Genomic DNA, 21,816 nt, shown 5'->3' with positions numbered 1-21,816 from the left:
TCAGGCCGACCGCCTGAGCGCCAGCGCCTCGTAGCGCTTCAGTTCGTAGCGGGAGAGGGGGCCCGTGTCCGGCCGCTGCGACAGGTCCGGGAAGCGGGCGATGATCTCGTCGCGTTCCTGGGGGCCCACCGTCTTCAGCGCCTGGCTGCCCAGATGCAGCGACTCCGCCGGACACCCTTCGGCGAAGATGATTTGGTGACGTTCGAACAGCAGGTGATAGTAGTGTACGACCGGGCATTCCTCGATCAGGATGTCCCGCCCGTCGACAAGGTGCTTGGCCGCGACCAGCACCTCCGTCTGGCCGAACATCAGCTCCGCCCGCGGCCCGCTGAACAGCATGCGGTGGTTCTGTGACACGACAAGGTCGCGCAGGTTGCCCAGGGCGCCTGCGCGGATGCGGACCGGCGCGTTCGGCCCGATCCCCGGCTGCCGGTCGGACCCGGCCCACATCACCGGCTGCGGTCCGTCGTCCTGCGTGACCACCAGGTCGCCTTCCTTCAGCGTCTCGACATAACGCGGGCCGTCCGGCGTCTCGATCAGCGTGCCGCGCGCAAAGCAGAGCACCACGTAGATGTCATTGCCGCCCGCGCCGCCGTGAAAGATCCCGTCGGCCTGCTCGCTGCTGCCGCCGTCGATGGTGTCGTTGGCGTTGTAGTCGTTGTCCCTGTACTGGTCGATGAACAGCGGCACGCCGTTGTAGACCACGTCCGACAGGTCGGTCCCGGCGACGAGGAAAAGCTGGTTGAGGTCGGGCGCGTCCGGATCGTCAGATGTCAGGACGTTCGCGTTCAACCGCAGGTAGTTGTCGCCGACGCCCGCGGTGTTTCCGCGGATCGTGCCGTTCTGCCCGTTGTCGCCCTCGTAGACGTATTTCGTCGTCCCGGCGAAGTAGTCCGCGGCGTTGTCGTAGACGGTGATCCGGGTGATTTCCGACGCATGGCTGACGCCGCCGTCCTCGGTGGCGTCCGTCACCTCGATGAGGATAATGTCGTCGTGTTCCCACAGGAACTCGGCGTCCCTGAGGAGCATGCCGCCCTCGTCGAAATTGCCCCCGTGGTTGACGACCGAAAGCTTCGGGCCGCCCACAATGCTGTACGCATTGAGGAGGATCGTTGTGTCCGCCATTCTGCTCTGCCCCGGCGCCGGGTCTTTAGTGCCCGGCTGCTCTCTGATTGTTGCGGAGTTTAACAGGTTCTCAGGGTTCGTGAATCCCTTTGTTGACGCAGCAATGACACTGAGGCATCTGCGACACGACCACCGGGACCAAAGGTTGTTTTGCCAAGCGGCGCGCGCTGCGGTAGGTCCGGGGCAACGACCTTTGGAGGGATATATGGCTGCTTTGCTCGACAACATCGACCCGGAGGGGCTCGAGGAGTTTTCGGTGGTCTTCACCGACCGTTCGCTGAACCACATGTCGGCGGCATTCCAGCAGGTGATGCGCGACATCTCGGGCATGCTGCGCGAAGTCTACAACGCCGATGCGGTGGCGCTTGTCCCCGGCGGCGGCACCTATGGGATGGAGGCGGTGGCCCGCCAGTTCGGCCAGGGCACCGACGTTCTGGTGGTGCGCAACGGCTGGTTCTCCTACCGCTGGTCGCAGATCTTGGAGGCCGGCAAGTTCGGCGGCGAGACGACGGTGCTGAAGGCCCGCCGCCCCGGCAACGCCACCGACGCCCCGTTCTCGCCCGCGCCGATCGAGGAAGTGGAAGCCAGGATCGCCGAAGCGAAACCCGGCATCGTCTTCGCCCCTCACGTGGAGACCTCGGCCGGAATGATCCTGCCCGATGACTACATCCGGCGTATGGCGGCGGCGGCGCATGACGTGGGCGCGCTGATGGTGCTGGACTGCATCGCCTCGGGCTGCGTCTGGGTCGACATGAAGGATTGCGGCGTGGACGTGCTGGTCTCGGCCCCGCAGAAGGGCTGGTCGGCGACGCCCTGCGCGGGCCTTGTCATGATGTCCGAACGCGCGGTGGCCCGGCTGGAGGAGACGACCTCCGACAGTTTCGCCGTGGACCTGAAGAAGTGGCGCCAGATCATGATGGCCTACGAGGACGGCGGCCACGCTTACCATGCCACCATGCCGACCGACGGCCTGCGCGCCTTCCGCGACGCCATGGCAGAGACCAAGGCCTACGGCTTCACCCGCCTGAAGGAGGCGCAATGGGCGCTGGGGAACGCGGTGCGGGACCTTTTCGCCGAGAAGGGTGTGAAATCGGTCGCGGCAGTAGGGTTTGCCGCGCCGGGTGTCGCGGTGTTCTACACCTCCGACCCGGATGTGAAGTCGGGCAAGGCCTTTGCCGCGCAAGGCATGCAGATCGCCGCGGGCGTGCCTCTGGCCGTGGACGAGGGTCCGGAGTTCTCGACCTTCCGGATCGGGCTGTTCGGCCTCGACAAGCTCTATGACGTGGATGGCACGGTGGCGCGGCTGAAGCGCGTCGTCGACGCGGTGTTCTGAGCGGTTTTCCGTTCGAGGAGGGTGGGGGCGCTGCCCCCGCCGCTCCTGCGGAGCGGCTCCCCCGAGGTATTTTTCACCAAGATGAAGGGGGGGCGCGTCAGCCGCCCGCGCCGAGCCCCATCTTCATCAGCGATGTGCGCACCGGTTTCAGGCCGTAGAGCGCGTCGAGCCCCCTGGCCCGCAGGTCGCGCAGCGGTTGCGACGACATCTGCGAGATCCGGTTCAGAGCGGTGATCCCTGCGACCCGCGCCCGGATATCGGTGATCCGGCGGCGGTGGTAGGTATCGAGCATCTCCGCATCTCCCAGCCGGTCGGGATGTGCCACGGCAAGGTCGCGCAGCGTAACCAGATCGCGCAGGCTCATGTTCAGCCCCTGTGCGCCGATGGGCGGCACCACATGCGCGGCTTCAGCGACAAGCGCGAGGCGCTGGCCAGTGAGGTGTTCGGCCTCCTGCGCGATGATCGGCCAGATGCTGCGGCGCGAGGCCAGCTCCAGCGGCCCGAACAGGTGGCAGGACCGTTCCGACATCTCCGCTTCGAACGCCGCCTTGTCGAGCGTCATGCGCTTTTCGGACTTCGGGCCGTCATCCATCCAGACAATGGCGGAGGAGGGGCGGCCTTCGAAATCCGGCAGCGGCACCAGCGTGAAGGGCCCGCCGGTGCGATGCACTTCGGTCGAGACGTTGCCGTGCGGGATCGGGTGGGTCACGGCGTAGGCCAGCGCCTTCTGCCCGAAGCGCGTGGTGTGAACGCCGATCCCCGCCGCCTGACGCATCGGCGAATTGCGCCCGTCGGCGGCGATCACCAGCCGCGTGCGGATGCGGCTGCCGTCGGAGAGCGAGACGCGCGCCTCGCCCTCGCGGGTGAAGAGGCCGGTCGTGGCGGTGCCGGGACGGAAGTCGACCTGCGCCAGTTCACCGAGCCGCGCCGCCATTTCACGCCGTAGCAGCCAGTTGGGCAGGTTCCATCCGAAGGGCTTGTCGGAGATGTCGCCGGCGTCGAAGTCCTTGACCACGCGCGGCTCCGGCGCCGCGCCCCCTGCGTCGACGATGCGCATTGTCTGCAGCGGCATGGCGTGACCGGCGAGCCGCTGCCAGAGGCCGACCTCATCGAGGAAGCTCTGTGCCGGCTGCAGGAAGGCGGTGGTGCGCAGGTCGGAGCCTTCGGCCTCGCGCTCTGTCACCGGGGGGGCCGGGTCGACCACCAGCGTCGAGAAACCGGCTTGTGCAAATGCGGCGGCCGCGGTCAGTCCCGCGATGCCGCCGCCCGAGATCGTGATGTCGTAATCCATGGACACTCTCCTTGCGCCGAAACCTAGGGCGCGCAAGGGCAGATCGCCATGCGACGTGATGGGTTATCTGCCGACCGAGATCAGGATCAGCACGACGTACATCACCGGCACCAGCGCCAGCGCGATCATGGCCAGCGCCGGAAGGCCCCAGGTCCAGGTGGCAAGCGCGGTAAGCGCCACGAAAAGCGCCACGCACATCAGGATCAGTGTCTCGACGCGGGCAGGGGTCCTGGCGGCGTCGTGGGACAGGGCGGCGTTTTGGGTGGTCATGGGCGGGTCTCCTGCAATTGTCCTGCGTGACATATACGTTTGACGGGCAAGGCATACGTGCGAAATGCCGCATGTGACGGATCGCGCGGCTGCGGGCGCCACGGCCCGCAGCGGGATCACCGCCGCGTGTGCTTCTTCACGCGGTCGAGAAACCCGGTCAGATCGTCGGTGTGATGATGGATGTGGTCCGCTGGCGCAGCCTCGGGGGCGACGTGCACCGTCACCATGCCGAGACCGTGCGGCACGGCGAGGTTCCTCGGGTCGTCCTCGAACATCACAGCCTCGGCCGGATCGAATTCTTCCTTGGCGAAGATCTTCGCAAAGGCATCGGCGTGCGGCTTCGGCAGGTAGTCGGCATCCTCCACGCCGTAGATCGCGTCGAAGGCATGTTCCAGTCCGCGCGCCTTCAGCACCTGCGCGGCGTAGGGGGCGCTGCCGTTGGTGTAGACCACCCGCCGTCCCGGCAACTGGCCGATCAGCTCGGCGAGGTGCGGATCGGGGGTCAGCGCGTCGAAGGAGATGTCGTGCACCTCCGTCAGGTACCGCTCCGGATCGACGCCGTGGTGGGTCATCAGCCCGGCCAGCGTCGTGCCGTGGTCCATCCAGTAGCGGTGGCGCAATTCGTCGGCGGCCTTGTGAGAGACCGACAGGGCCTCCATCACGAAGGCGGTCATCTTCGCCTCGATCTGGTCGAAGAGCCGCATCGCGGGCGGGTAGAGCGTGTTGTCGAGGTCGAAGACCCAGGTGCGCAGTCGGGAAAAACGGTCCATTGCGGCAGTTTACCCCTGCTGCGGCAATGAGGCAAAGCAAGTTGCTTGTACGTTAGCGCCCCAAAGGTCTATTTTGCCGGGAAGATTTCAAGGAAGCCCCATGGCCCAACCCAAGACCGCCCAGAAGGACGCGTATTCGCTGATCCTCGATGCCATCGATTCCGGGGTCTACCGGCCCGGGGACCGTCTCGTGGAGAGCGAACTGGCGGATCGCTTCGGCGTGTCGCGTACGCCGATTCGCGAGGCCCTGCAACGGCTTGAAACGCAAAGCCTGCTGGCGCGGGACGGGCGGTCGCTGATCGTGGCCTCGCTCGACCACAACCAGATGGCAGAGCTTTACGCCGTGCGGACGGAGCTGGAGGGGCTGGCGGCACGGCTGGCCGCCCGGCACGCCACGGAGGAGGAGATCCAGGTCCTCACTGAGATGGTCGAGGAAGACCGCGCGCTGATGAACGATCCCAACGCGCTGAGCCGGGCGAACCGGCGGTTTCACAAGATGATCCACCTCGCCTCGCACAACCGCTACCTCGTTCAGCAGCTCGACCTCGTGCACCGGTCGATGGCGCTGATGGCCACCACCTCGCTGGCGGCGCAGGGAAGGGGCGAGATTGCCATGGCAGAGCATCAGGCCATCGTCGACGCGATTTCCCGGCGGGACGAGGATGCGGCCTACCAGGCGCTGCGCGACCATATCTCAGTGGCGTTCGTGACGCGGCTGAAGCTCGACACGCAGGAGGCGCTCGGCGCCTGAGGGCGCTAGAGCTTCGTGTCGGGCGGGATGTCCGCCCCCGGCGCATCGGGCGAGGAATGGCCGTGCTGGGTCTTGTCCCAGAAGAACGGATTGCGCAGAGTCTCCCACAGGGACTTGTAGATCGCGACGGTGCCAAGCGGGAAATAGGCGAACAGCGTCGGAACCCATGGGAACAGCGACCGGTGCGGGCTGCGCGCCAGGGCCGCCATGCCGACCAGCAGGGTCATTCCCTCTGCTGTCAGGAACACCGCCGTCAGCGCCAGGATCCCGCCGCGCCCGATCCACGGGTCCAGCGGGTGCGGCAGCCCGGCGAGGATCAGCCAGAACGACCAGAGCACCGGCGCAAAGGCGAACTGCAGGATCGTCCCGAGGAACAGCGCCTGCATCCCGAAGAACCGCTTGGGCCCGAGGTCACGCCACAGTCGGCGCGGGCGGCGTGAATGGACCCACCACGTGATGACGTAGCCCTTCAGCCAGCGGGACCGCTGCTTGATCCACGGCCAGAAGCGGTTGTTGGCCTCTTCCCGGGTGACGGAGCGGATCATCTCCGTCCGCCAGCCGTAGCGCGCCAGCCGGATGCCGAGATCCGCGTCTTCCGTCACGTTGTGGGCGTCCCAGCCCCGCACCTCCTCCAGCGCCTCGCGCCGGAAGAAGACGGTTGTGCCGCCCAGCGGAACGGCGAATCCCATGCGGGCGAACCCGGGCAGCAGGATGCGGAACCAGCTTGCGTATTCGACGGCGAAACAGCGCGACAGCCAGTTGGCGCGCGGGTTGTAGAAGTCGAGAATGCCCTGCAGGCAGCCGACCTCCGGCGCGGCGGTCTCGAAGGCGCTGACCACATGGTCGATCTGGTCGGGGGCGGGCGCGTCTTCGGCGTCGTAGATGCCGACAATGGCGCCACGGGTGAAATGAAATGCGTAATTCAGGGCGCGCGGCTTCGTCCGGATGCGGCCCGGCGGCACGACGATGGTCCTGATCCATGGCGGCAGGGCCGTGCGTTCGATGGTCGCGCGGGTGACGGTATCCTCCGCCTCCAGCACGAGCACCACGTCCAGCAGCGATTTCGGATAGGTCAGCCGTGACAGCCGTTTGACGAGCGTTCTGGCAATCTCCTGTTCATGAAACAGCGGCACAAGGATCGAAACCACCGGCGGATCGGCGGGCAGGGCGTGACGTGGCGGCGCCAGGCGACGGGGCACGGCGATGAGCGCGGCGAGCTTCATCCCCTGCGACACCATCAACGATCCAAGGGCGAGCACGAGGCCTATGGCAAACAGCAGCGCCGGAGCGGTGGCGAGCATGGCGAGGCAAACGAGGCTGACAAGGATCGCCAGCGCGGTCGTCGCCGGACTGGAGGTGTTAAGATCGCGGCAACTGTCCTCCGGCCTGACCCAGTTCTCGGCGGCGATGGCCAGATCATCGCCGTGGCGCTGGGCGATGTCGTCGTGGATGTCGGCCTCTGTCGCGAGGGCCATGACCACCGGCCCGATGTCCGGCGGCAGGAGCGGCAGCAGTTCGTCATACCGTTCGGGGCGCGCTGTGGCGAGAAGGAGCGTGTCGCCGACCTTGATCCAGGGCAGCACGCCATGTCTGAGGCAGAAGTCGGTGGGCAGGAGCTGCGCCAGTGCCGGATCGGGCGGGGAAGTCGCGCGATCCAGGGCCATGGCGCCGTAGTGCTGCGCCTGCGCCTGAAGGACGTCCTTCCGGGTGGCAAGCGCCTCCGCCATGACGACGGTGGACACGGGCTGATCCAGCCGGGCCGCCTCTGCCAGTGCCACAAGCATGGTGCGCGGCGCGACGGTCCCGGCCTCCATGAGGATGTGACTGACAGGCTGGCCCCTTGGCCCGCGAGCCTGCGCGAGGGTGACGTCCGTCAACAATAGGCGGGTCTGGGTCATGGGGGGTCCGGCTTTGCCTGCCGGGAGTGTCGTGCATGGGGTTTAAGGAGCGGTTAATGACGGCCGGGCTGACGCGTATATTTTTTTATTTAGTGCAAGGCGTTAATGGATTTTCTTAAGGTTGGTTAACAAGTCGCAAACGGGTTGGGCGGAATATCGGCCGGCTTGGCCTGGAGGCTCAGGCAACCCGAGCCTCGCAGGGCGTGGGGCCCCGTCCGGGCGATTGATGCCGGTTTGCGCTGCGGCGACGGTATTGCGCCGGACACGAACGGAAAAGGCCTCGGCGCTCGGGGGCGTCGGGGCCTTTTGTCAGGAAGGCGGTCGGCGAGGACCGCCGGAAACGCCTCAGGCGCGCGCCATGGAGGCGGCGAAGCGTTCGAACAGGTAGAAGCTGTCCTGCGGGCCGGGGCTGGCCTCCGGGTGGTGCTGGACGGAGAACACCGGGCGGTCGGCCACGCGGATGCCGCAGTTGGAGCCGTCGAACAGCGACACATGCGTCTCCAGCACGCCGGAGGGCAGGGTCTGGCTGTCCACCGCAAAGCCGTGGTTCATGGAGGTGATCTCCACCTTGCCGGTCTCCATGTCCTTGACGGGATGGTTCGCGCCGTGGTGGCCGTGGTTCATCTTGATCGTCCGTGCCCCCAGCGCCAGCGCCAGCATCTGGTGGCCGAGGCAGATGCCGAACACCGGCAATTCGGTCTTGTTCAGCAGGTCCTGGATCATCGGCACGGCATAGGTGCCGGTCGCCGCCGGGTCGCCGGGGCCGTTCGACAGGAACACGCCGTCGGGCGAATGCGCCATCACGTCCTCATAGGTGGCCGTGGCGGGCAGGACGGTCACTTCACAACCGGCAGAGGCGAGGCAGCGCAGGATGTTGCGCTTGGCGCCGTAATCGACGGCGACGACCTTGTGGCGGGCTTCTGTCTGGCGGACGTAGCCGTCGGGCCAGGCCCACCGCATTTCGTCCCAGCGGTAGGATTGCGCGCAGGTGACGTCCTTGGCGAGGTCGAGCCCCTCGAGCCCGGAGAAGCTGCGGGCCGCCGCAACCAGTGCCGCGATGTCGAAGTTGCCGTCGGGATCGTGCGCAAGTGCCACATGCGGCGCGCCGGACTGGCGGATCGCACGGGTCAGGCGGCGGGTGTCGACGCCGCCGATGGCGATGCGACCGCGGGCCGAGAGCCATTCCGACAGGCCCTGCGCGGCACGCCAGTTCGACGGCGCGGTGGGCATCCACTTGACGACCATGCCTGCCGCCACCGGATCGCCGGTTTCGTCATCCTCGGGGTTCACGCCGACGTTGCCCACGTGCGGGAAGGTGAAGGTGACGACCTGACCGGCGTAGGACGGATCGGTCATGATTTCCTGGTAGCCGGTCATGGCGGTGTTGAAGCACAGCTCGGCGGTGACCTGGCCGGTGGCGCCGAAGCCCTGCCCGTAAAAAAGTGTACCGTCGGCTAGGGCGAGGCATGCGGTGGGCGCGGGCTTTTGGCTCGGCATGGGGCGACTCCGGACTGTGGGCAAATCGTGCGGAACCTAAGCCCGCACCGGGAGGCGGTCAAGAGCCCGTTCTGAAAATGTAAATCCCTTTTATTTCAGGGTCTTGGACAAATCTGGCGGAGTTGCGCCGACGCGGCGGTTGGGATAGGGTCGGGTCTTGAATGTGGATAACCGCGGGGATTGCGGCATGGAATTGCGCGAAAGAGTCAACGTGGCCGTCAAACAGGCGATGCGGGAGAAGGACGCCGCGCGGCTGTCCACCCTGCGCCTGATCAATGCCGCGATCAAGGATCGCGACATCGCGGCCCGTGCAGACGGGCAGGAAAACGGCGTGGACGACTCCGAAGTGCTGGCGATCCTCGGCAAGATGGTCAAGCAGCGCCGCGAGAGCGCCAAGACCTACGAGGAAGGCGGACGGCTGGACCTGGCCGAACGCGAGATGGCCGAGATCGAGGTGATCGAGGAATTCCTGCCGCGCGCGCTGAGCGACGCGGAGGTCTCGGCGGCGGTCGATGCGGCGGTGGCGGAAGTCGGCGCCGAATCCATCCGCGACATGGGCCGGGTGATGGGCGTGCTTAAGTCGAAGTACACCGGCCAGATGGATTTTGCGGCGGCAGGCCCGCTGGTGAAGGCGCGGCTGGCGTCCTGACAGTGGCGCGCGGCAGGTTACACGGGTAAACGCCGCGGTCATCTTCCCTGAAAATCGGTTGATATATGCGGTCCCTGCGGTCGTGCGGCGAGGTCGGTCCTTCGCTTGGGTTCGGCCCTTGGGATGACCTGCATGCGAGTCGCACCCGCCCGAAAAGCTGCCGTTCACGCAACGCGCGCCGGGGTACCGGGCCGTTCGGTGGGCAGGGCTTGTGGCGCAAGCCGGGCCTTGCGCAAGGCGCGGGACCTAGCCGTTCCCGGGGCCGGGAATTCGTTCGGAAAGCGGGACACTTCCGGCCGGTACGGGGGGTCGAAACGGCCGGTTCTTAACCTTTGCGCCCGCGCGCCGAATGACGCTGCGTCGCAAACGGTTAACAGGGGAAGGCGGCGCGAAGCCCCGCCCTACACCGGTTGCGCGTCCGGGTCCGTTCCCGCCTGTTCCGGTGGCGGCGCCATTGTGGCCAGCTCTTCCGGCAGATCCTCGGGCAGGGGGAAGCCCTGCGCGATGCGGGCCAGCTCCTCCGGGTCGTCGATGCGGAAGCGTTCGACGAACTTCGTCTTGAAGCTGACACGGCCGCGCCGGGCGCCGAAGTTCTCGCCGTGGTTCAGGACGTAGAGCACCGCCGGGAAGGACAGCGGTGCCAGCCGGTGCCCCGCCAGTGCGGCGAGATAGGGGAACATGCGGTGTTCATGCTGGGTCATCGCCTGCAGGAAGCCCGCCGACTGCGGCAGGTCCGGATCGTGGGCCACCGCCGCGCAGCTGCCGCAGAGTTTCCAGAAGGGTTTGCGCATCGGTTCGCGCAGGGTCGGCGCATCGGCGAGGGCGATCACCCCGGTGGCATCGTCCATCACCAGCCCCTGCTGCACGAGGTAGCCGCCCGGGGCCTGCCGGCGCAGCATCTCGCGCACCATGCCCTGCCGCATCAGGTCGTCGGCGTCGAAGCTCATGACGTAGGAGGGGCCGGTGTCCAGCCGGTCGAGCTGACCGTAAAGGGCGGCCAGCTTGCGCCACTTGTCATTGCCGGGAGTCGGGTCGTCGAACGGCAGGAAGTGGATGCGGCGGTCGTCGGGCAGGAGCGGCCGTTCCTGGCAGCAGACAATCGCCTGCCAGTGCGGATCGTCCTGCGCGATCATGCATTGCAGCGTCGCCCGCAGGCGGATGTTCACCGCGCGCCAGTCGCCGACCTGCTCCGGCCCGACCAGCGGAATGAGGAAGATCACCTGCCGGCGCATGGCGGGCACCCGGGTCCTGAGCGCGTGGCGCAGGGCGAGGGCCGCGGCCTCCGACGGGACGGGGGTCAGCCGGTCGGCGATGTCGTCGCGCCCGGCGCGGGCGGCCAGCGAGAGGGCGGCGCGGTGCCATTTGGGTGTTGCGGGGGCCTGGGCCATCTCAGCTCTCCTTCGCGCGGCGGACGGCGGTCAGCAGGTCGGTGTAGAGCGCCTTGCGTTCGTCCTCGGACAGGAAGGCGCCGATCTCGACCTCGCGCCCGCTGCCCTTGAGGGTGACGTAGTTGGGAACCGGGCCGCCGGTCTCGTGCAGGGAGACGGTGACCCAGAAGGTGTTGGCATCCCACGACAGGGAGTTGCCGCGCGGATCGGTGCGCACGAGGCTGGTGGTGTCGTGGGAGAGGGTGAGCACCTCGAGGATGCGGCGGTCGCGGAGGTTGCGGCGCAGCGCGTAGTAGAGCGCGGCCGTGGCGGCCAGCATGAACGGCAGGAGCCCCCAAAGTACCAGCGTCCCGAGGACGCCGTAAAGCGGGATCGAGGCGGCGAGGAAGAAGCCCAGCACCATGGCGGCGAAGCCCCTGGGCGACAGGGAGTTGTGCGGCCAGAGCTGCATCTCCTGTACGTGCGCGCGCGGGGGGGTCGTCCAGTGGTACGGCATGTCAGTCCTATAACGTGCCACATGGCGTCCGCAAAGCGGGAAGCTGTCGTGTTTCCGGGAGGTTGCGACCGTTTCGCGCAGATGCAGGGCAGCGGGCGGTGCGGTCATGCCCGGGCGGGCCCGCGCACGATCCGGAGGACGATCTGCCCCAGCGTCAGCACGGCGAAGACCAGGAGCGCCAGACCGGCGATTGCGGTCAGCGCCTGCTGCACCTCGAGCGTCCAGAACATGGCCGGCAGCTCTTCGGCGTCGGGCATCACGCCGCGGACGTGCAGCGCCCCGAACTCCACCGCCGAGAGGATGCCGTGCTGGGTCAGCACGCAGAGCGCCATGTTGCGTCCGAAGCGCAGCGCGCGAAGGAAGTCGATCACGAAGTAGACCGCCGGGAAGATCGCGAAGGTCAGCGCCACGCGGGCGAAGAGCCGGGGCAGCGGGATGGTGGAGAAGGTGTCGTGCAGGGAGGTGTCGCGCAGCGCCGGGACCTCGGTCATCGCGTGCAGCCATCCGGCATAGAGCGCCCAAGAGAACGGGATGCACAGCAAAAGGATCGGCGGCCAGCCCGGGCGCCTGAGGAAGGCGGCAAACGGCAGGGCCGTGACGATCAGGAGGACGATGTAGGACAACGGGGGCTCCGGCTGCGGCGGGGGGAGAGACAGGAAGATAGCGGGCGCCCCGACCGGAGAAAGGCCCGGAGCACATGCGCCGGTCGGGGTGTGGCCTTCGTGCCAGTGGCCGCCGGGCGGAGAGTGCGCTGGCCGGTTAGGCCGGGCACCATAGGGAGGGCGGAAATCAAAAGGCCCCGCGAGCGTGTCGCGGGGCCTTCCGGTTGTCTTTCAGAGCGGCGCTCAGTGCGCGTGGCCCTTGTCCCAGTCTTCCTGCTTCGGGAGCTGCTCGAAAGTGTGCTCCGGCGGCGGGGAGGGCAGGGTCCACTCCAGCGTGTCGGCCCATTCGTTCCACGGGTTGTTCTGCGTCACCCGCGCGCCACGGGTGAGCGCGTGGAAGATGATGAAGAAGAACAGCAGGAACGAGGCGAAGGAGATGAACGCACCGATCGACGAGACCATGTTCCAGGTGGCGAAGGCCTCCGGGTAGTCGATGTAGCGGCGCGGCATGCCCTGACGGCCAAGGAAGTGCTGCGGGAAGAAGGTCAGGTTCGCACCGATGAACATCATCCAGAAGTGCAGCTTGGCCATCGGTTCGGAGTACATCCGGCCCGACATCTTCGGCAGGTAGAAGTACATGCCCGCGAAGATCGCGAAGACGGCACCCAGCGACATCACGTAGTGGAAGTGTGCCACAACGTAATAGGTGTCGTGGTAGGCGCGGTCGACGCCTGCCTGGCTCAGCACCACGCCGGTCACGCCGCCGACGGTGAAGAGGAACAGGAAGCCGAAGGCCCAGAGCATCGGAGCCTTCATGTCGAGCGAGCCGCCCCACATGGTGGCGATCCACGAGAAGACCTTCACCCCTGTCGGAACCGCGATGACCATCGTTGCCAGCATGAAGTAGGACTGCTGCGACAGCGACATGCCGACGGTGTACATGTGGTGCGCCCACACGACGAAGCCGAGCGCGCCGATGGCGATGATCGCCCAGACCATCGGCAGGTAACCGAAGACCGGCTTGCGCGAGAAAGTCGCGATCACGTGGGAGATGATGCCGAAGCCCGGCAGGATCACGATGTACACTTCCGGGTGGCCGAAGAACCACAGGATGTGCTGGTAGAGGATCGGGTCACCGCCGCCGGCCGGGTCGAAGAAGGTCGTCCCGAAGTTCCGGTCGGTCAGCAGCATGGTGATCGCGCCGGCCAGGACGGGCAGGGACAGCAGGATCAGCCAGGAGGTGACGAAGATCGACCAGGAGAACAGCGGCACCTTGAAGAGCGTCATGCCCGGGGCGCGCATGTTCAGGAAGGTGGTGATCATGTTGATCGCACCGAGGATCGAGGACGCACCGGAGACGTGCACCGCGAAGATCGCGAGGTCGGTGGAGAAGCCCCCTTCGGTCGTCGAGAGCGGCGGGTAGAGGACCCAGCCGATGCCCGAACCGAGTTGGCCGTTGCCGCCCGGCGAGAAGACCGAGCAGACCGCAAGCGTGGTGCCCGCGACATAGAGCCAGAACGACAGGTTGTTCATCCGCGGGAACGCCATGTCCGGCGCGCCGATCTGCAGCGGCATGAAGTAGTTGCCGAAACCGCCGAACAGCGCCGGGATGACGACGAAGAACATCATCAGGATGCCGTGGGCGGTGATCATCACGTTCCAGAGGTGCCCGTTCGGCGTGCAGTTCTCGATCGCGGTCGGGAACAGGCGTGCGCCTTCCATGCACATGAACTGAACGCCCGGCTCCATGAGCTCCATGCGCATGTAGACGGTGAAGATGACGGAGATCAGGCCGGCGAAGGCCGACACGATCAGGTAAAGGATCCCGATGTCCTTGTGGTTGGTCGACATGAACCAACGGGTGAAGAACCCCCGGTTGTCTTCATGCTCGTGGCCATGAATGGCGGCGTCTGCCATTGTCTGCCTCCCTAGCGTTTCCATGCAGGGACGCCCGAAAAGACTCCTGGCAAGAATCTTTCCGTGCGTCCGGTGTTCTGTCCCGTTTTTTAGAATGTGTCCGCGACTGCGTCCATGCGGCGATTTGATCTCGATCAAACTTTTTGTCGCACCTTGTTGAAGCGGGGGCGGTGCTTGACGGTGATTGTCACGGACGCTTGAAGACCGGGCGTTGCGGATAGGGCGTCTGCTGTGGTCTGGCGGCAACAGGCGAATCGTGCGCGACGGGGCGGCGGGTGTCTTCCTGGCTGCCGGGATGCCTTGGGGCTGCGCGAAATGCGCCGCGCAAGTCATTGGTGTTGTTTTCTATTTCCGCGGGTCTCGGTTGCTGTCGTGTCCGGAGCGGCCGGGCGTCGTTCGGATGCGCACCGGCGACGGCGCGGGGAAAACATGCTCCGCCCGCTGCCGCGTTAAGACCCTGTTAGGGGCCTGTGCGACACCCTGCGGGGCGGCGTTTGCTGACGTGAAACCGGGCCGGGTCAGGCATTCCTGACTGTCGGTCTGGGCGGAAGTGCCTATTTTTGTACTACGGCCACGCAACAAAATTGCCCGTGCACCGTTTGTGAGGAGGAGGCTACCATGACTGCTATCGATATGATGTCCGTTCACACCACCGGCAGCACGCTGCGCCAGCGCCTCGCCCGGATGTTCGAAACGCCGTTCGACCGGCGCTACCGCCAGCGCACCGCGACCATCGCGGCCCTGCGCGCCAAGTCCGACGCGGATCTTGCGGCGATGGGCCTGACGCGGGACGAGATCGTGCCCCACGTCTTCCGCGGCCGCGCGGTTATCTGAGGCGTCCCCGGGGGACGTCAGGCGGTGACCTGCGCAGGCAGCGGGCCGAAGACCTGCTCGAAGGTCTCCCTCAGCGCCACGTCGAGGTCGTCCATCGTCACCGGCAGGCCCAGATCGACCAGGCTCGTCACCCCGTAGTCGGTGATTCCGCAGGGCGTGATGCCGTCGAAATGGCCCAGGTCCGGCTCGACGTTGATCGAGATGCCGTGAAAGCTCACCCATTTGCGCAGGCGGATGCCGATGGCCGCGACCTTGTCCTCGGCCATGCGCCCGTCGGGCAGGGCGGGGCGGTCGGGCCGCTCGATCCAGACGCCGACACGGCCGTCGCGGATATGGCCGCGCAGGTTGAAGGTGTCGAGCGTGGCGATCACCCAGTTCTCCAGATCCTGCACGAAGCGGCGTACGTCCTTGCCGCGCTTGCCCACGTCGAGCATCACGTAGACCACCCGCTGGCCGGGGCCGTGATAGGTGTACTGCCCGCCGCGCCGCGTGTCGTGGACGGGGAAGCGGTCGGGGTCCTTCAGGTCTTCGCGTTTCGCCGATGTGCCGGCGGTGTAGAGCGGCGGATGTTCCAGCAGCCAGACGCATTCACCGGCCTCGCCGCGGGCGATTGCATCGGCGCGGGCTTCCATGAAGGCTAGCGCCTCCTCGTAGGATGTCAGGCCGTCACTGATCTTCCATTCCACCATGCGCCCGCCGGGACGTCCGAGCCCCGCCTCCCTGATGTGCATCGCCGAAGCGGCGGACCGTGCCGCCTGCCTGCGCCACCGGAGGTAATGCGAATGGGAGCAAAGCGCAACGCGGGGGCTTCGGTGGTGCCTTGATCGGCTTTCGGCCAGGCGGGCAAGGCCGCCCGGTGCCACATGGCCCGGGGCGTTCCCGACCCTCCCGCAAACTGTCGGCACGGCAATGCAATTTTCCTCTTCACATTGCCGGCGGGCTTCGCTAAGAGGCGCGTCACCAAGCCTAGACAGTGCGGTCGTGGCGGAATTGGTAGACGCGCAGCGTTGAGGTCGCTGTGGGGTAACTCCCGTGGAAGTTCGAGTCTTCTCGACCGCACCATTCAAAAAACGCTCCCGCTCAGGGGGCGTTTTTTTGTTGCCGCCCCAACCACATCAGGGCGGGTTCTGGCGCGGCATAGCATGCGGATCGCAAGCGTTCGGGCCGTGCGGGTCCGCGGGATCGGGGGCGCGCCGAAGGGGCGTCCGTTTTCTCTGTTCAGCTGTGTTCGGGGTGGACTGGTCAGCGGGGCTGACCTTAAATGCCGGCATGATCCTGCAGACCCGCATTCCCTACGATGTCCTGACACCGCGCCGCCTGCCGGGCGTCGCCCCGTTCGAGATGGCCGACTGGCTGCACGTGGACGAGGCCTATGCCGGACAGATGGCGGAACGGGTGCAGCTTTTGTCAGAGCGGCGGAGCGAGGTGCTGAGGCTGGACCCGGACGCTCATGCGGCGGCGGAGGAGCTGCTGGACATGGTGCTTGCGCATCTGCCGGAGGGGTTCGTGTCTGTAGGTCCGCGCGTCGCCTGTCCGGACGGGCGCGTGGTGGTGATCGACAGGGCCGATCCGCTGGGCACTCTGGGGCATATCGTGCAGGAAGATCTGTGCCTCATGGAGCCTCGCGACGGCGTGCATGTGTTGACCGGCGCGGTGCTGTGTTTCCCGGCAAGCTGGCTTCTGGCAGAGAAATTCCTCAGGCCGCTGGTGGGGATACATGCGCCGGTCGAGGCCTATGACGACGGGCTGGCCGCCCGGGTGCAGCGGTTGTTCGACGGGGTGCAGGCGGGTCGGCCGCTTTGGCGCTACAACCTGCTGCATTACGACGACCCGACGCTGTTCCAGCCGCGCTCGGAACAGGCGCGGCGTCCGCACGTCGACCAGGAGACGGCCCCCTTCACCCGCAGTGAACGGCAATGCCTCGTGCGCCTGCCAAAGACTGGCGCGGTGGTGTTCTCCATCCATACCTATGTCGTGGCTCGGCGGGCTGGCGGGGCCGTGCCGGAGGACTGAGCGGTCTGGCCGGTGAGGCACAGGCGACGGCGTTTCGTGCAAGGTTTCGGGCGGATCGCGCAGTATTGGCGCCCAAAGGATGCTGGATCTTCGGAGAGATTGGGCGATTGGTGCACGGAAAACGGCGTTTCCGGGCATACCCGCTCCGGAACGTGAAACGCCCGGCGCGAAGCCGGGCGTTTGAGGCATGAAAAGCGGCGCCTGCTGCAAGCAGGCAATCAGGTGCATGCCGGAGCGTCGCCGCTACCGGCACCCCGTCAATTCACCAGGGCGCCCATCACACCGTCCAGCCGGTTCGTGTTGTGAAGGACGGCGAAAAGGCATGTCACCGCAAGCGTCTGTGACGCAAGGCGGAAGTCCATGCCCCGCAGGCTGACGATGTAGACGAAGACCGCCGCCGGGAAGTAGACGATGCCCAGGACGCCGGTCATCAGGTAACCCGCGACGGACAGCCGGCGTTTGGCGGGTTCCTGCGCCTCCAGCTTCACCTTGTAAGGCGCGAGGCGCTCTGCCGTGCTCGGACGCATTTCGACCGGTTCGGGCTTGGACGTGGCGTACGGGCTCTTGCTGATGCGGCTGTTCAGGTTCTCGTGCTCGAAGAGCTCGTTCTCCATCTCGGCGTCGACTTCCGGCATCCGGCGGGGCGACACGTAGGACCGCAGGCGGATGAAGTCGTCGCGGTCCAGCAGCACATCCGGCGAATACCATTCGAGGATATCGGCGGAGGAATGATCGAGCGCGGTCAGCACCGTGTCCGACAGGATGCGCGCGGCCTTCTCGTCGTCGAGCGGCTCGCCGTCGGCGGTGATGACCTCGAGCACGACGCGCGGGCCGTAATCGCTTTGTTCTTCGGCGATGACGTTAATGCCGTAGCGGCGTCCGAAGACCTTGTTGGCATGGGCGGAACGGTGGAGTTTTGCGCCCGGCGCCGGGTCGAGGCGGGCCAGCACGCGGGCTGCGCTTTCGACGTAGGGCGCCGGATCGAGATCGGCGGCATCAGGAAGAATCAGACCTGCGTACGGATACTCGGCACTGCTCATGGCGGGCTCCTTAGGTTTATTCGCGGCGCTTCGGCGCGCCGCGTTAACCAATGTGTGCCTGCAGATCGTGGTCCGATTTGGGCGAAATGAAGCAACTTTCTTGTCAATTTAGACGAGAAAATTGAGTGTCATATCAACCTTAAGTTTACAGATTCGCCCGGGGCCGAACGCAGTCAGTTGCCGACGGCCTGAGCGGCGTAGGCAATGGCGCGCTGGTAGTTGCCGCTGTCGTTCCACGCGGAAAGCGCGCGGAAGTTCGCGGTGCCTTCGCCGAACGGCTGGCCCGCCTTCCAGCCGTTCTGCCGCAGCAGGTTGGCAGCGGAGGCAAGGGCGTCGGCGGCATTGTAGGGATCGGCCCGGCCGTCGCCATTGGCATCGACGCCATAGCGCATCCAGTTGCCGGCGAGGAACTGCATGTGGCCGAGTTCACCCGAGGGGCCGCCCTGCGTGTTTGCAGAGATCATGCCGCGGTCGACCATCATCAGCGCCGCTTCGGCGTGGGGCTCGAATCGCGGGTGGCGGCGGCAATAGGAGGACAGCGTCACGGCGCCGTCGACGATCGAGGTCTTGCCAAGGTAGCCGCCCCACGATGTCTCCAGCCCCCAGATCACCGCAAGCACGCTGCCGGGCACGCCGTACTGGCGCTCGACGGCGTTGAACAGGTTGGCGTTCTTGTTCATCCGCGAGCGCGCAGCGTTGACGAAGCTCTGCGCGGAGCCGCCGGTGCGCTTGGCGAGGAAGGTCGCAGGGTCGGAGTAGGAAACGCCCGTCTGGCTGGAGGGACGCGATTCGAACTTCCAGGTGATCGAGGACAGTTTTGCGCCCTGCAGTGCCTGAAGGCCGCGCTGGCCCACGCCGCGGGATGCGGCCTGCTGGGCGAAAGCGGCCTTGTAGGCGCCGAAGGAGCCCTGGTCGGTGATGCAGGTCGCCGCGAAGGCGGGCGAGGCTGCGAGAAGGGACAGCAGGGCTGCGTGGACGATACGGCGCATCGGTTTCTCCGGATAAGTACAGTTAGACGGAGACTAGCATTCGAATTCCGCGCGCCAAGGGTCGTTCGTCAGATCATGCCGGAGAAGCCACCGGAGACCACAAGCGTGGTCACGGTGACGATGAGGGAAGCGACACGCAGGGCGGGGTTTTCCATGACGGTGCCGGCGGCGGCGGAGACCTGCCCATGCATGCGGCTACGCTCGCCCGCGATTTCGCCCGGCGTGGCGCCGCGGAGGAAGGCGTCGCGCATGTGGGCCTCGAACGCGGCGACATGGGCGTCGTAGCGGCGGTCGCTGTCGCGGGCCTGAGTGGGGCGCATCGTGACGGCGCGGCGGGCCACGATCCGGCGGGGGGCAACGGGCACCGGGGCGAAGGCGGTATCGAGACCTGCGAGGAAGGCGGCGCGCGGGATGGCCGTCTTCGTGTTCTGCCAGATGACGGAGGTGACCTCGAACGCGCGGGCGAAGCGGTAGGCGAGTTCGGCCATGCGGGCGGAGGCGTCTGCCTCGCCGAGATCGAGCGCGAGGGTGACGACCGTCTCTTCGGCCCTGTGCGCCATGGAGAGCGACAGCGCGAGGCCCGGTGCGACCATGCGCAGGCCGTTAAGGGAAACGTCATCGATCCGCAGACCTTCGGCGCGCAGGTGCGGTTTCAGCACGTCTGCCATCCGCGGCAGGGCGACGGACGGGCGGCCTTCGAAGACGAACGTGGCGATTGCGGTCATGGTGATTTTCCCCGGTTTTTCTTTGTTTGTAGGGGCAGTCTTGCCGCGGTCTTTGGAAGAATCTGGACCTTATCTTGGGGTATTTGGGCGAAACCGCCACAGTCCGTCATAGTTGTGCAAATGTGGTCTTATTCACGTTCAAATGTGGCGATACCGCCCTAAACTCCGGCAAATGCCATAATTCCGACATGAAAACCGAGCTTTGGAAACGGTTTGTTTCCGTGCGTCCTGAAAAACCTGTCTTGACGTGACTTTGCGTCAACGGAAACGGGCCCCGCGAAAACGCGGAGCCCGTCCAGGAAAATGCGTGCCGTCCGGCTGGATCAGCAGGAGTAGTACAGTGCGAATTCCACCGGGTGCGGCGTCATTTCGTACATTTCCAGCTCTTCCATCTTCAGCTCGATGTAGCCTTCGATCTGGTCCTTGGTGAACACGTCACCGGCCAGCAGGAAGTCCATGTCGGCTTCGAGCTCCGTCAGCGCTTCGCGCAGCGAGCCGCAGACGGTCGGGATGCCGGCAAGCTCTTCCGGCGGCAGGTCGTACAGGTTCTTGTCCATGGCTTCGCCCGGATGGATCTTGTTGGTGATCCCGTCGAGGCCGGCCATCAGCAGGGCCGCGAAGCACAGGTAGGGGTTGGACGACGGGTCGGGGAAGCGGGCCTCGACGCGCTTTGCCTTCGGCGACTGGGTCCACGGAATACGCACGCAGCCCGACCGGTTGGAGGCGGAGTAGGCGCGCAGAACGGGGGCCTCGTAGCCCGGGACCAGACGCTTGTAGGAGTTGGTCGACGGGTTGGTGAAGGCGTTGAGCGCCTTGGCGTGCTTCAGGATGCCGCCGATGAAGTACAGCGCCTCGTCGGAGAGGTCGGCGTACTTGTCGCCCGCGAAGAGCGGCTTGCCGTCCTTCCAGATCGACATGTTGACGTGCATGCCCGAGCCGTTGTCGCCCTTGATCGGCTTCGGCATGAAGGTTGCCGAACGGCCGTAGGCCTGTGCCACGTTGTGGATGACGTACTTGTATTTCTGGAGTTCGTCGGCCTGCTTGGTCAGCGAGGAGAAGACGAGGCCCAACTCGTGCTGCGAGGTCGCCACTTCGTGGTGGTGCTTGTCGACCTTCATGCCGAGGCGCTTCATGGTCGAGAGCATCTCGGAGCGGATGTCCTGGCCGTCGTCGGCCGGGTTCACCGGGAAGTAGCCGCCCTTGTAGGTCGGACGGTGGCCCAGGTTGCCCATCTCGAACTCGGCGTCGGTGTTCCATGCGGCGTGGTCGGCGTCGACCTCGTAGGACACCTTGTTCGGTGTGACGGCGATCTTGACGTCGTCGAACAGGAAGAACTCGGCCTCGGGGCCGAAGTAGGCGACGTCACCGATGCCGGAGGACTTCAGATAAGCCTCTGCCAGCTGCGCGGTGCCGCGCGGGTCGCGGTTGTAGGCTTCGCCGGTGTCGGGCTCGACGACGGAGCAGTGGATGCAGAGCGTCTTCTCGGCATAGAACGGGTCGATGTAGACCGACTCCGGGTCGGGCATCAGCTTCATGTCGGAGGCTTCGATCGACTTCCAGCCGGCGATGGAGGAACCGTCGAACATGAAGCCTTCTTCGAGGAAGTCCTCGTCAACCAGGTCGCTCATCACGGTCACGTGCTGCAGCTTGCCGCGCGGATCGGTGAAGCGGATGTCGACGTAGGCAACTTCCTCGTCCTTGATCAGCTTGAGAACGTCAGCGTTGCTCATTCTGTAGTGTCCTTCTCTGTCAGAATTGGATTTTGTTTGCAGGGGCTCCGCGCGCGGGCGCGACCCCGTGAGGTCAACCAGTGGTCAGAGCGCGTCCGAGCCGGATTCGCCGGTACGAATGCGGATTGCCTGCTCGACGTGACTCACGAAGATCTTGCCGTCGCCGATCTTGTCGGTCTTGGCCGCGGAAACGATGGCCTCGATGGCGCCATCGACCTGATCGTCGTCAAGAACGATCTCGATCTTCACCTTGGGAAGGAAGTCCACCACGTATTCAGCACCGCGATACAGTTCGGTATGGCCTTTCTGGCGGCCGAAACCCTTCACCTCGACGACGGAAAGGCCCTGGATGCCGGCCTCCTGCAAAGCCTCTTTCACTTCATCAAGCTTGAACGGCTTGATGATGGCTTCGATCTTCTTCATGAGGTTCTCCCCCCTTTCGCATCCCGTGTCGGGCTTCGGCAGACCATTTCTGCCTTGTGCCCACAATCACATAGA

At 65.9% G+C, this 21,816-nt stretch carries 21 protein-coding genes and 1 tRNA gene; 6 read left to right on the top strand and 16 right to left on the bottom strand.

The window, feature by feature from the left end:
• The gene (locus CDO87_RS01500; protein ID WP_157814886.1) at nucleotides 1-1,125 is read right to left on the bottom strand and encodes a Hint domain-containing protein; all 1,125 of its coding nucleotides are present in this window, start codon (nucleotides 1,123-1,125) and stop codon (nucleotides 1-3) included.
• Between the two features lie 205 nt (nucleotides 1,126-1,330).
• On the opposite strand from CDO87_RS01500, the gene CDO87_RS01495 reads away from it, so the two are divergent.
• Nucleotides 1,331-2,458, top strand: a complete 1,128-nt coding sequence (locus CDO87_RS01495; protein ID WP_100927115.1) for an aminotransferase class V-fold PLP-dependent enzyme — start codon at nucleotides 1,331-1,333, stop codon at nucleotides 2,456-2,458.
• Nucleotides 2,459-2,555: 97 nt separating this feature from the next.
• Here CDO87_RS01495 and CDO87_RS01490 read toward each other — a convergent pair whose 3' ends face one another.
• From CDO87_RS01490 to CDO87_RS01480, 3 genes are all read right to left on the bottom strand, one after another.
• Nucleotides 2,556-3,749, bottom strand: coding sequence for a UbiH/UbiF family hydroxylase (locus CDO87_RS01490; protein ID WP_100927114.1), 1,194 nt, complete (start codon nucleotides 3,747-3,749; stop codon nucleotides 2,556-2,558).
• Between the two features lie 63 nt (nucleotides 3,750-3,812).
• On the bottom strand, nucleotides 3,813-4,019 hold the full coding sequence (locus tag CDO87_RS01485; protein WP_100927113.1) for a hypothetical protein: 207 nt from the start codon (nucleotides 4,017-4,019) through the stop codon (nucleotides 3,813-3,815).
• A 116-nt stretch (nucleotides 4,020-4,135) separates the two neighbouring features.
• Nucleotides 4,136-4,789, bottom strand: coding sequence for a pyrimidine 5'-nucleotidase (locus CDO87_RS01480; RefSeq protein WP_100927112.1), 654 nt, complete (start codon nucleotides 4,787-4,789; stop codon nucleotides 4,136-4,138).
• Between the two features lie 100 nt (nucleotides 4,790-4,889).
• Between CDO87_RS01480 and CDO87_RS01475 the strand changes: the two genes are divergently transcribed.
• A complete protein-coding gene (locus CDO87_RS01475) occupies nucleotides 4,890-5,540 on the top strand; it encodes a GntR family transcriptional regulator (protein WP_100927111.1) in 651 nt (216 codons plus the stop codon).
• A gap of 5 nt (nucleotides 5,541-5,545) precedes the next feature.
• Here the strand turns inward: CDO87_RS01475 and CDO87_RS01470 are convergent, their stop codons facing one another.
• Entirely contained in the window at nucleotides 5,546-7,438 is a 1,893-nt protein-coding gene (locus CDO87_RS01470) for a glycosyltransferase family 2 protein (RefSeq protein WP_254698267.1), read from the bottom strand.
• Nucleotides 7,439-7,783: 345 nt separating this feature from the next.
• Nucleotides 7,784-8,935 carry a glutamine-hydrolyzing carbamoyl-phosphate synthase small subunit gene (gene carA, locus CDO87_RS01465; RefSeq protein WP_100927109.1) on the bottom strand — a complete coding sequence of 384 codons (1,152 nt, stop codon included), beginning with the start codon at nucleotides 8,933-8,935 and terminating at the stop codon, nucleotides 7,784-7,786.
• 187 nt (nucleotides 8,936-9,122) lie between these two features.
• Here carA and CDO87_RS01460 point away from each other — a divergent pair, with 187 nt between their 5' ends.
• On the top strand, nucleotides 9,123-9,584 hold the full coding sequence (locus CDO87_RS01460) for a GatB/YqeY domain-containing protein (RefSeq protein ID WP_100927108.1): 462 nt from the start codon (nucleotides 9,123-9,125) through the stop codon (nucleotides 9,582-9,584).
• Between the two features lie 401 nt (nucleotides 9,585-9,985).
• Here CDO87_RS01460 and CDO87_RS01455 read toward each other — a convergent pair whose 3' ends face one another.
• From CDO87_RS01455 to ctaD, 4 genes are all read right to left on the bottom strand, one after another.
• Complete coding sequence (locus tag CDO87_RS01455; RefSeq protein ID WP_100927107.1) at nucleotides 9,986-10,972, bottom strand: hypothetical protein; 987 nt, start codon at nucleotides 10,970-10,972, stop codon at nucleotides 9,986-9,988.
• Between the two features lies 1 nt (nucleotide 10,973).
• A complete protein-coding gene (locus CDO87_RS01450; RefSeq protein ID WP_100927106.1) occupies nucleotides 10,974-11,468 on the bottom strand; it encodes a DUF2244 domain-containing protein in 495 nt (164 codons plus the stop codon).
• A gap of 104 nt (nucleotides 11,469-11,572) precedes the next feature.
• The gene (locus CDO87_RS01445) at nucleotides 11,573-12,091 is read right to left on the bottom strand and encodes a hypothetical protein (RefSeq protein ID WP_100927105.1); all 519 of its coding nucleotides are present in this window, start codon (nucleotides 12,089-12,091) and stop codon (nucleotides 11,573-11,575) included.
• A gap of 222 nt (nucleotides 12,092-12,313) precedes the next feature.
• Complete coding sequence (gene ctaD, locus CDO87_RS01440) at nucleotides 12,314-13,987, bottom strand: cytochrome c oxidase subunit I (protein ID WP_100927104.1); 1,674 nt, start codon at nucleotides 13,985-13,987, stop codon at nucleotides 12,314-12,316.
• A gap of 618 nt (nucleotides 13,988-14,605) precedes the next feature.
• On the opposite strand from ctaD, the gene CDO87_RS01435 reads away from it, so the two are divergent.
• Nucleotides 14,606-14,821: a hypothetical protein gene (locus CDO87_RS01435; RefSeq protein ID WP_254698265.1), complete on the top strand. Its 216-nt coding sequence runs from the start codon at nucleotides 14,606-14,608 to the stop codon at nucleotides 14,819-14,821.
• Nucleotides 14,822-14,838: 17 nt separating this feature from the next.
• Here CDO87_RS01435 and lipB read toward each other — a convergent pair whose 3' ends face one another.
• Complete coding sequence (gene lipB / locus CDO87_RS01430; RefSeq protein WP_100930794.1) at nucleotides 14,839-15,510, bottom strand: lipoyl(octanoyl) transferase LipB; 672 nt, start codon at nucleotides 15,508-15,510, stop codon at nucleotides 14,839-14,841.
• A gap of 286 nt (nucleotides 15,511-15,796) precedes the next feature.
• Between lipB and CDO87_RS01425 the strand changes: the two genes are divergently transcribed.
• Nucleotides 15,797-15,883, top strand: a tRNA-Leu gene (locus CDO87_RS01425).
• Between the two features lie 207 nt (nucleotides 15,884-16,090).
• Nucleotides 16,091-16,834, top strand: a complete 744-nt coding sequence (locus CDO87_RS01420) for a DUF3445 domain-containing protein (RefSeq protein WP_100927103.1) — start codon at nucleotides 16,091-16,093, stop codon at nucleotides 16,832-16,834.
• A gap of 257 nt (nucleotides 16,835-17,091) precedes the next feature.
• Here the strand turns inward: CDO87_RS01420 and CDO87_RS01415 are convergent, their stop codons facing one another.
• The 5 genes from CDO87_RS01415 to CDO87_RS01395 form a co-directional block, all read right to left on the bottom strand.
• Nucleotides 17,092-17,874 (bottom strand): hypothetical protein, encoded by a 783-nt coding sequence (locus tag CDO87_RS01415; RefSeq protein ID WP_100927102.1) that lies wholly within the window; start codon nucleotides 17,872-17,874, stop codon nucleotides 17,092-17,094.
• Between the two features lie 173 nt (nucleotides 17,875-18,047).
• Nucleotides 18,048-18,863, bottom strand: a complete 816-nt coding sequence (locus CDO87_RS01410; protein ID WP_100927101.1) for a lytic murein transglycosylase — start codon at nucleotides 18,861-18,863, stop codon at nucleotides 18,048-18,050.
• 68 nt (nucleotides 18,864-18,931) lie between these two features.
• Nucleotides 18,932-19,588, bottom strand: coding sequence for a hypothetical protein (locus tag CDO87_RS01405; protein WP_100927100.1), 657 nt, complete (start codon nucleotides 19,586-19,588; stop codon nucleotides 18,932-18,934).
• A gap of 323 nt (nucleotides 19,589-19,911) precedes the next feature.
• Nucleotides 19,912-21,318 carry a type I glutamate--ammonia ligase gene (glnA, locus tag CDO87_RS01400; RefSeq protein ID WP_100927099.1) on the bottom strand — a complete coding sequence of 469 codons (1,407 nt, stop codon included), beginning with the start codon at nucleotides 21,316-21,318 and terminating at the stop codon, nucleotides 19,912-19,914.
• A gap of 84 nt (nucleotides 21,319-21,402) precedes the next feature.
• Entirely contained in the window at nucleotides 21,403-21,741 is a 339-nt protein-coding gene (locus tag CDO87_RS01395; protein WP_005856074.1) for a P-II family nitrogen regulator, read from the bottom strand.
• Nucleotides 21,742-21,816 lie beyond the last annotated feature (75 nt).

Source organism: Sagittula sp. P11, assembly GCF_002814095.1.
In the GTDB taxonomy this organism is placed as follows: Bacteria; Pseudomonadota; Alphaproteobacteria; order Rhodobacterales; family Rhodobacteraceae; genus Sagittula.
Note: the sequence above shows the minus strand (reverse complement) of the source record. Positions and strands in the feature narration are given on the sequence as shown.

Coding starts and splice junctions, on each gene's coding strand:
- CDO87_RS01500 (WP_157814886.1), bottom strand. CDS start 1,125: ATGGCGGACACAACGATCCTCCTCAATGCGTACAGCATTGTGGGCGGC.
- CDO87_RS01495 (WP_100927115.1), top strand. CDS start 1,331: ATGGCTGCTTTGCTCGACAACATCGACCCGGAGGGGCTCGAGGAGTTT.
- CDO87_RS01490 (WP_100927114.1), bottom strand. CDS start 3,749: ATGGATTACGACATCACGATCTCGGGCGGCGGCATCGCGGGACTGACC.
- CDO87_RS01485 (WP_100927113.1), bottom strand. CDS start 4,019: ATGACCACCCAAAACGCCGCCCTGTCCCACGACGCCGCCAGGACCCCT.
- CDO87_RS01480 (WP_100927112.1), bottom strand. CDS start 4,789: ATGGACCGTTTTTCCCGACTGCGCACCTGGGTCTTCGACCTCGACAAC.
- CDO87_RS01475 (WP_100927111.1), top strand. CDS start 4,890: ATGGCCCAACCCAAGACCGCCCAGAAGGACGCGTATTCGCTGATCCTC.
- CDO87_RS01470 (WP_254698267.1), bottom strand. CDS start 7,438: ATGACCCAGACCCGCCTATTGTTGACGGACGTCACCCTCGCGCAGGCT.
- carA (WP_100927109.1), bottom strand. CDS start 8,935: ATGCCGAGCCAAAAGCCCGCGCCCACCGCATGCCTCGCCCTAGCCGAC.
- CDO87_RS01460 (WP_100927108.1), top strand. CDS start 9,123: ATGGAATTGCGCGAAAGAGTCAACGTGGCCGTCAAACAGGCGATGCGG.
- CDO87_RS01455 (WP_100927107.1), bottom strand. CDS start 10,972: ATGGCCCAGGCCCCCGCAACACCCAAATGGCACCGCGCCGCCCTCTCG.
- CDO87_RS01450 (WP_100927106.1), bottom strand. CDS start 11,468: ATGCCGTACCACTGGACGACCCCCCCGCGCGCGCACGTACAGGAGATG.
- ctaD (WP_100927104.1), bottom strand. CDS start 13,987: ATGGCAGACGCCGCCATTCATGGCCACGAGCATGAAGACAACCGGGGG.
- CDO87_RS01435 (WP_254698265.1), top strand. CDS start 14,606: ATGACTGCTATCGATATGATGTCCGTTCACACCACCGGCAGCACGCTG.
- lipB (WP_100930794.1), bottom strand. CDS start 15,510: ATGGTGGAATGGAAGATCAGTGACGGCCTGACATCCTACGAGGAGGCG.
- CDO87_RS01420 (WP_100927103.1), top strand. CDS start 16,091: ATGATCCTGCAGACCCGCATTCCCTACGATGTCCTGACACCGCGCCGC.
- CDO87_RS01415 (WP_100927102.1), bottom strand. CDS start 17,874: ATGAGCAGTGCCGAGTATCCGTACGCAGGTCTGATTCTTCCTGATGCC.
- CDO87_RS01410 (WP_100927101.1), bottom strand. CDS start 18,863: ATGCGCCGTATCGTCCACGCAGCCCTGCTGTCCCTTCTCGCAGCCTCG.
- CDO87_RS01405 (WP_100927100.1), bottom strand. CDS start 19,588: ATGACCGCAATCGCCACGTTCGTCTTCGAAGGCCGCCCGTCCGTCGCC.
- glnA (WP_100927099.1), bottom strand. CDS start 21,318: ATGAGCAACGCTGACGTTCTCAAGCTGATCAAGGACGAGGAAGTTGCC.
- CDO87_RS01395 (WP_005856074.1), bottom strand. CDS start 21,741: ATGAAGAAGATCGAAGCCATCATCAAGCCGTTCAAGCTTGATGAAGTG.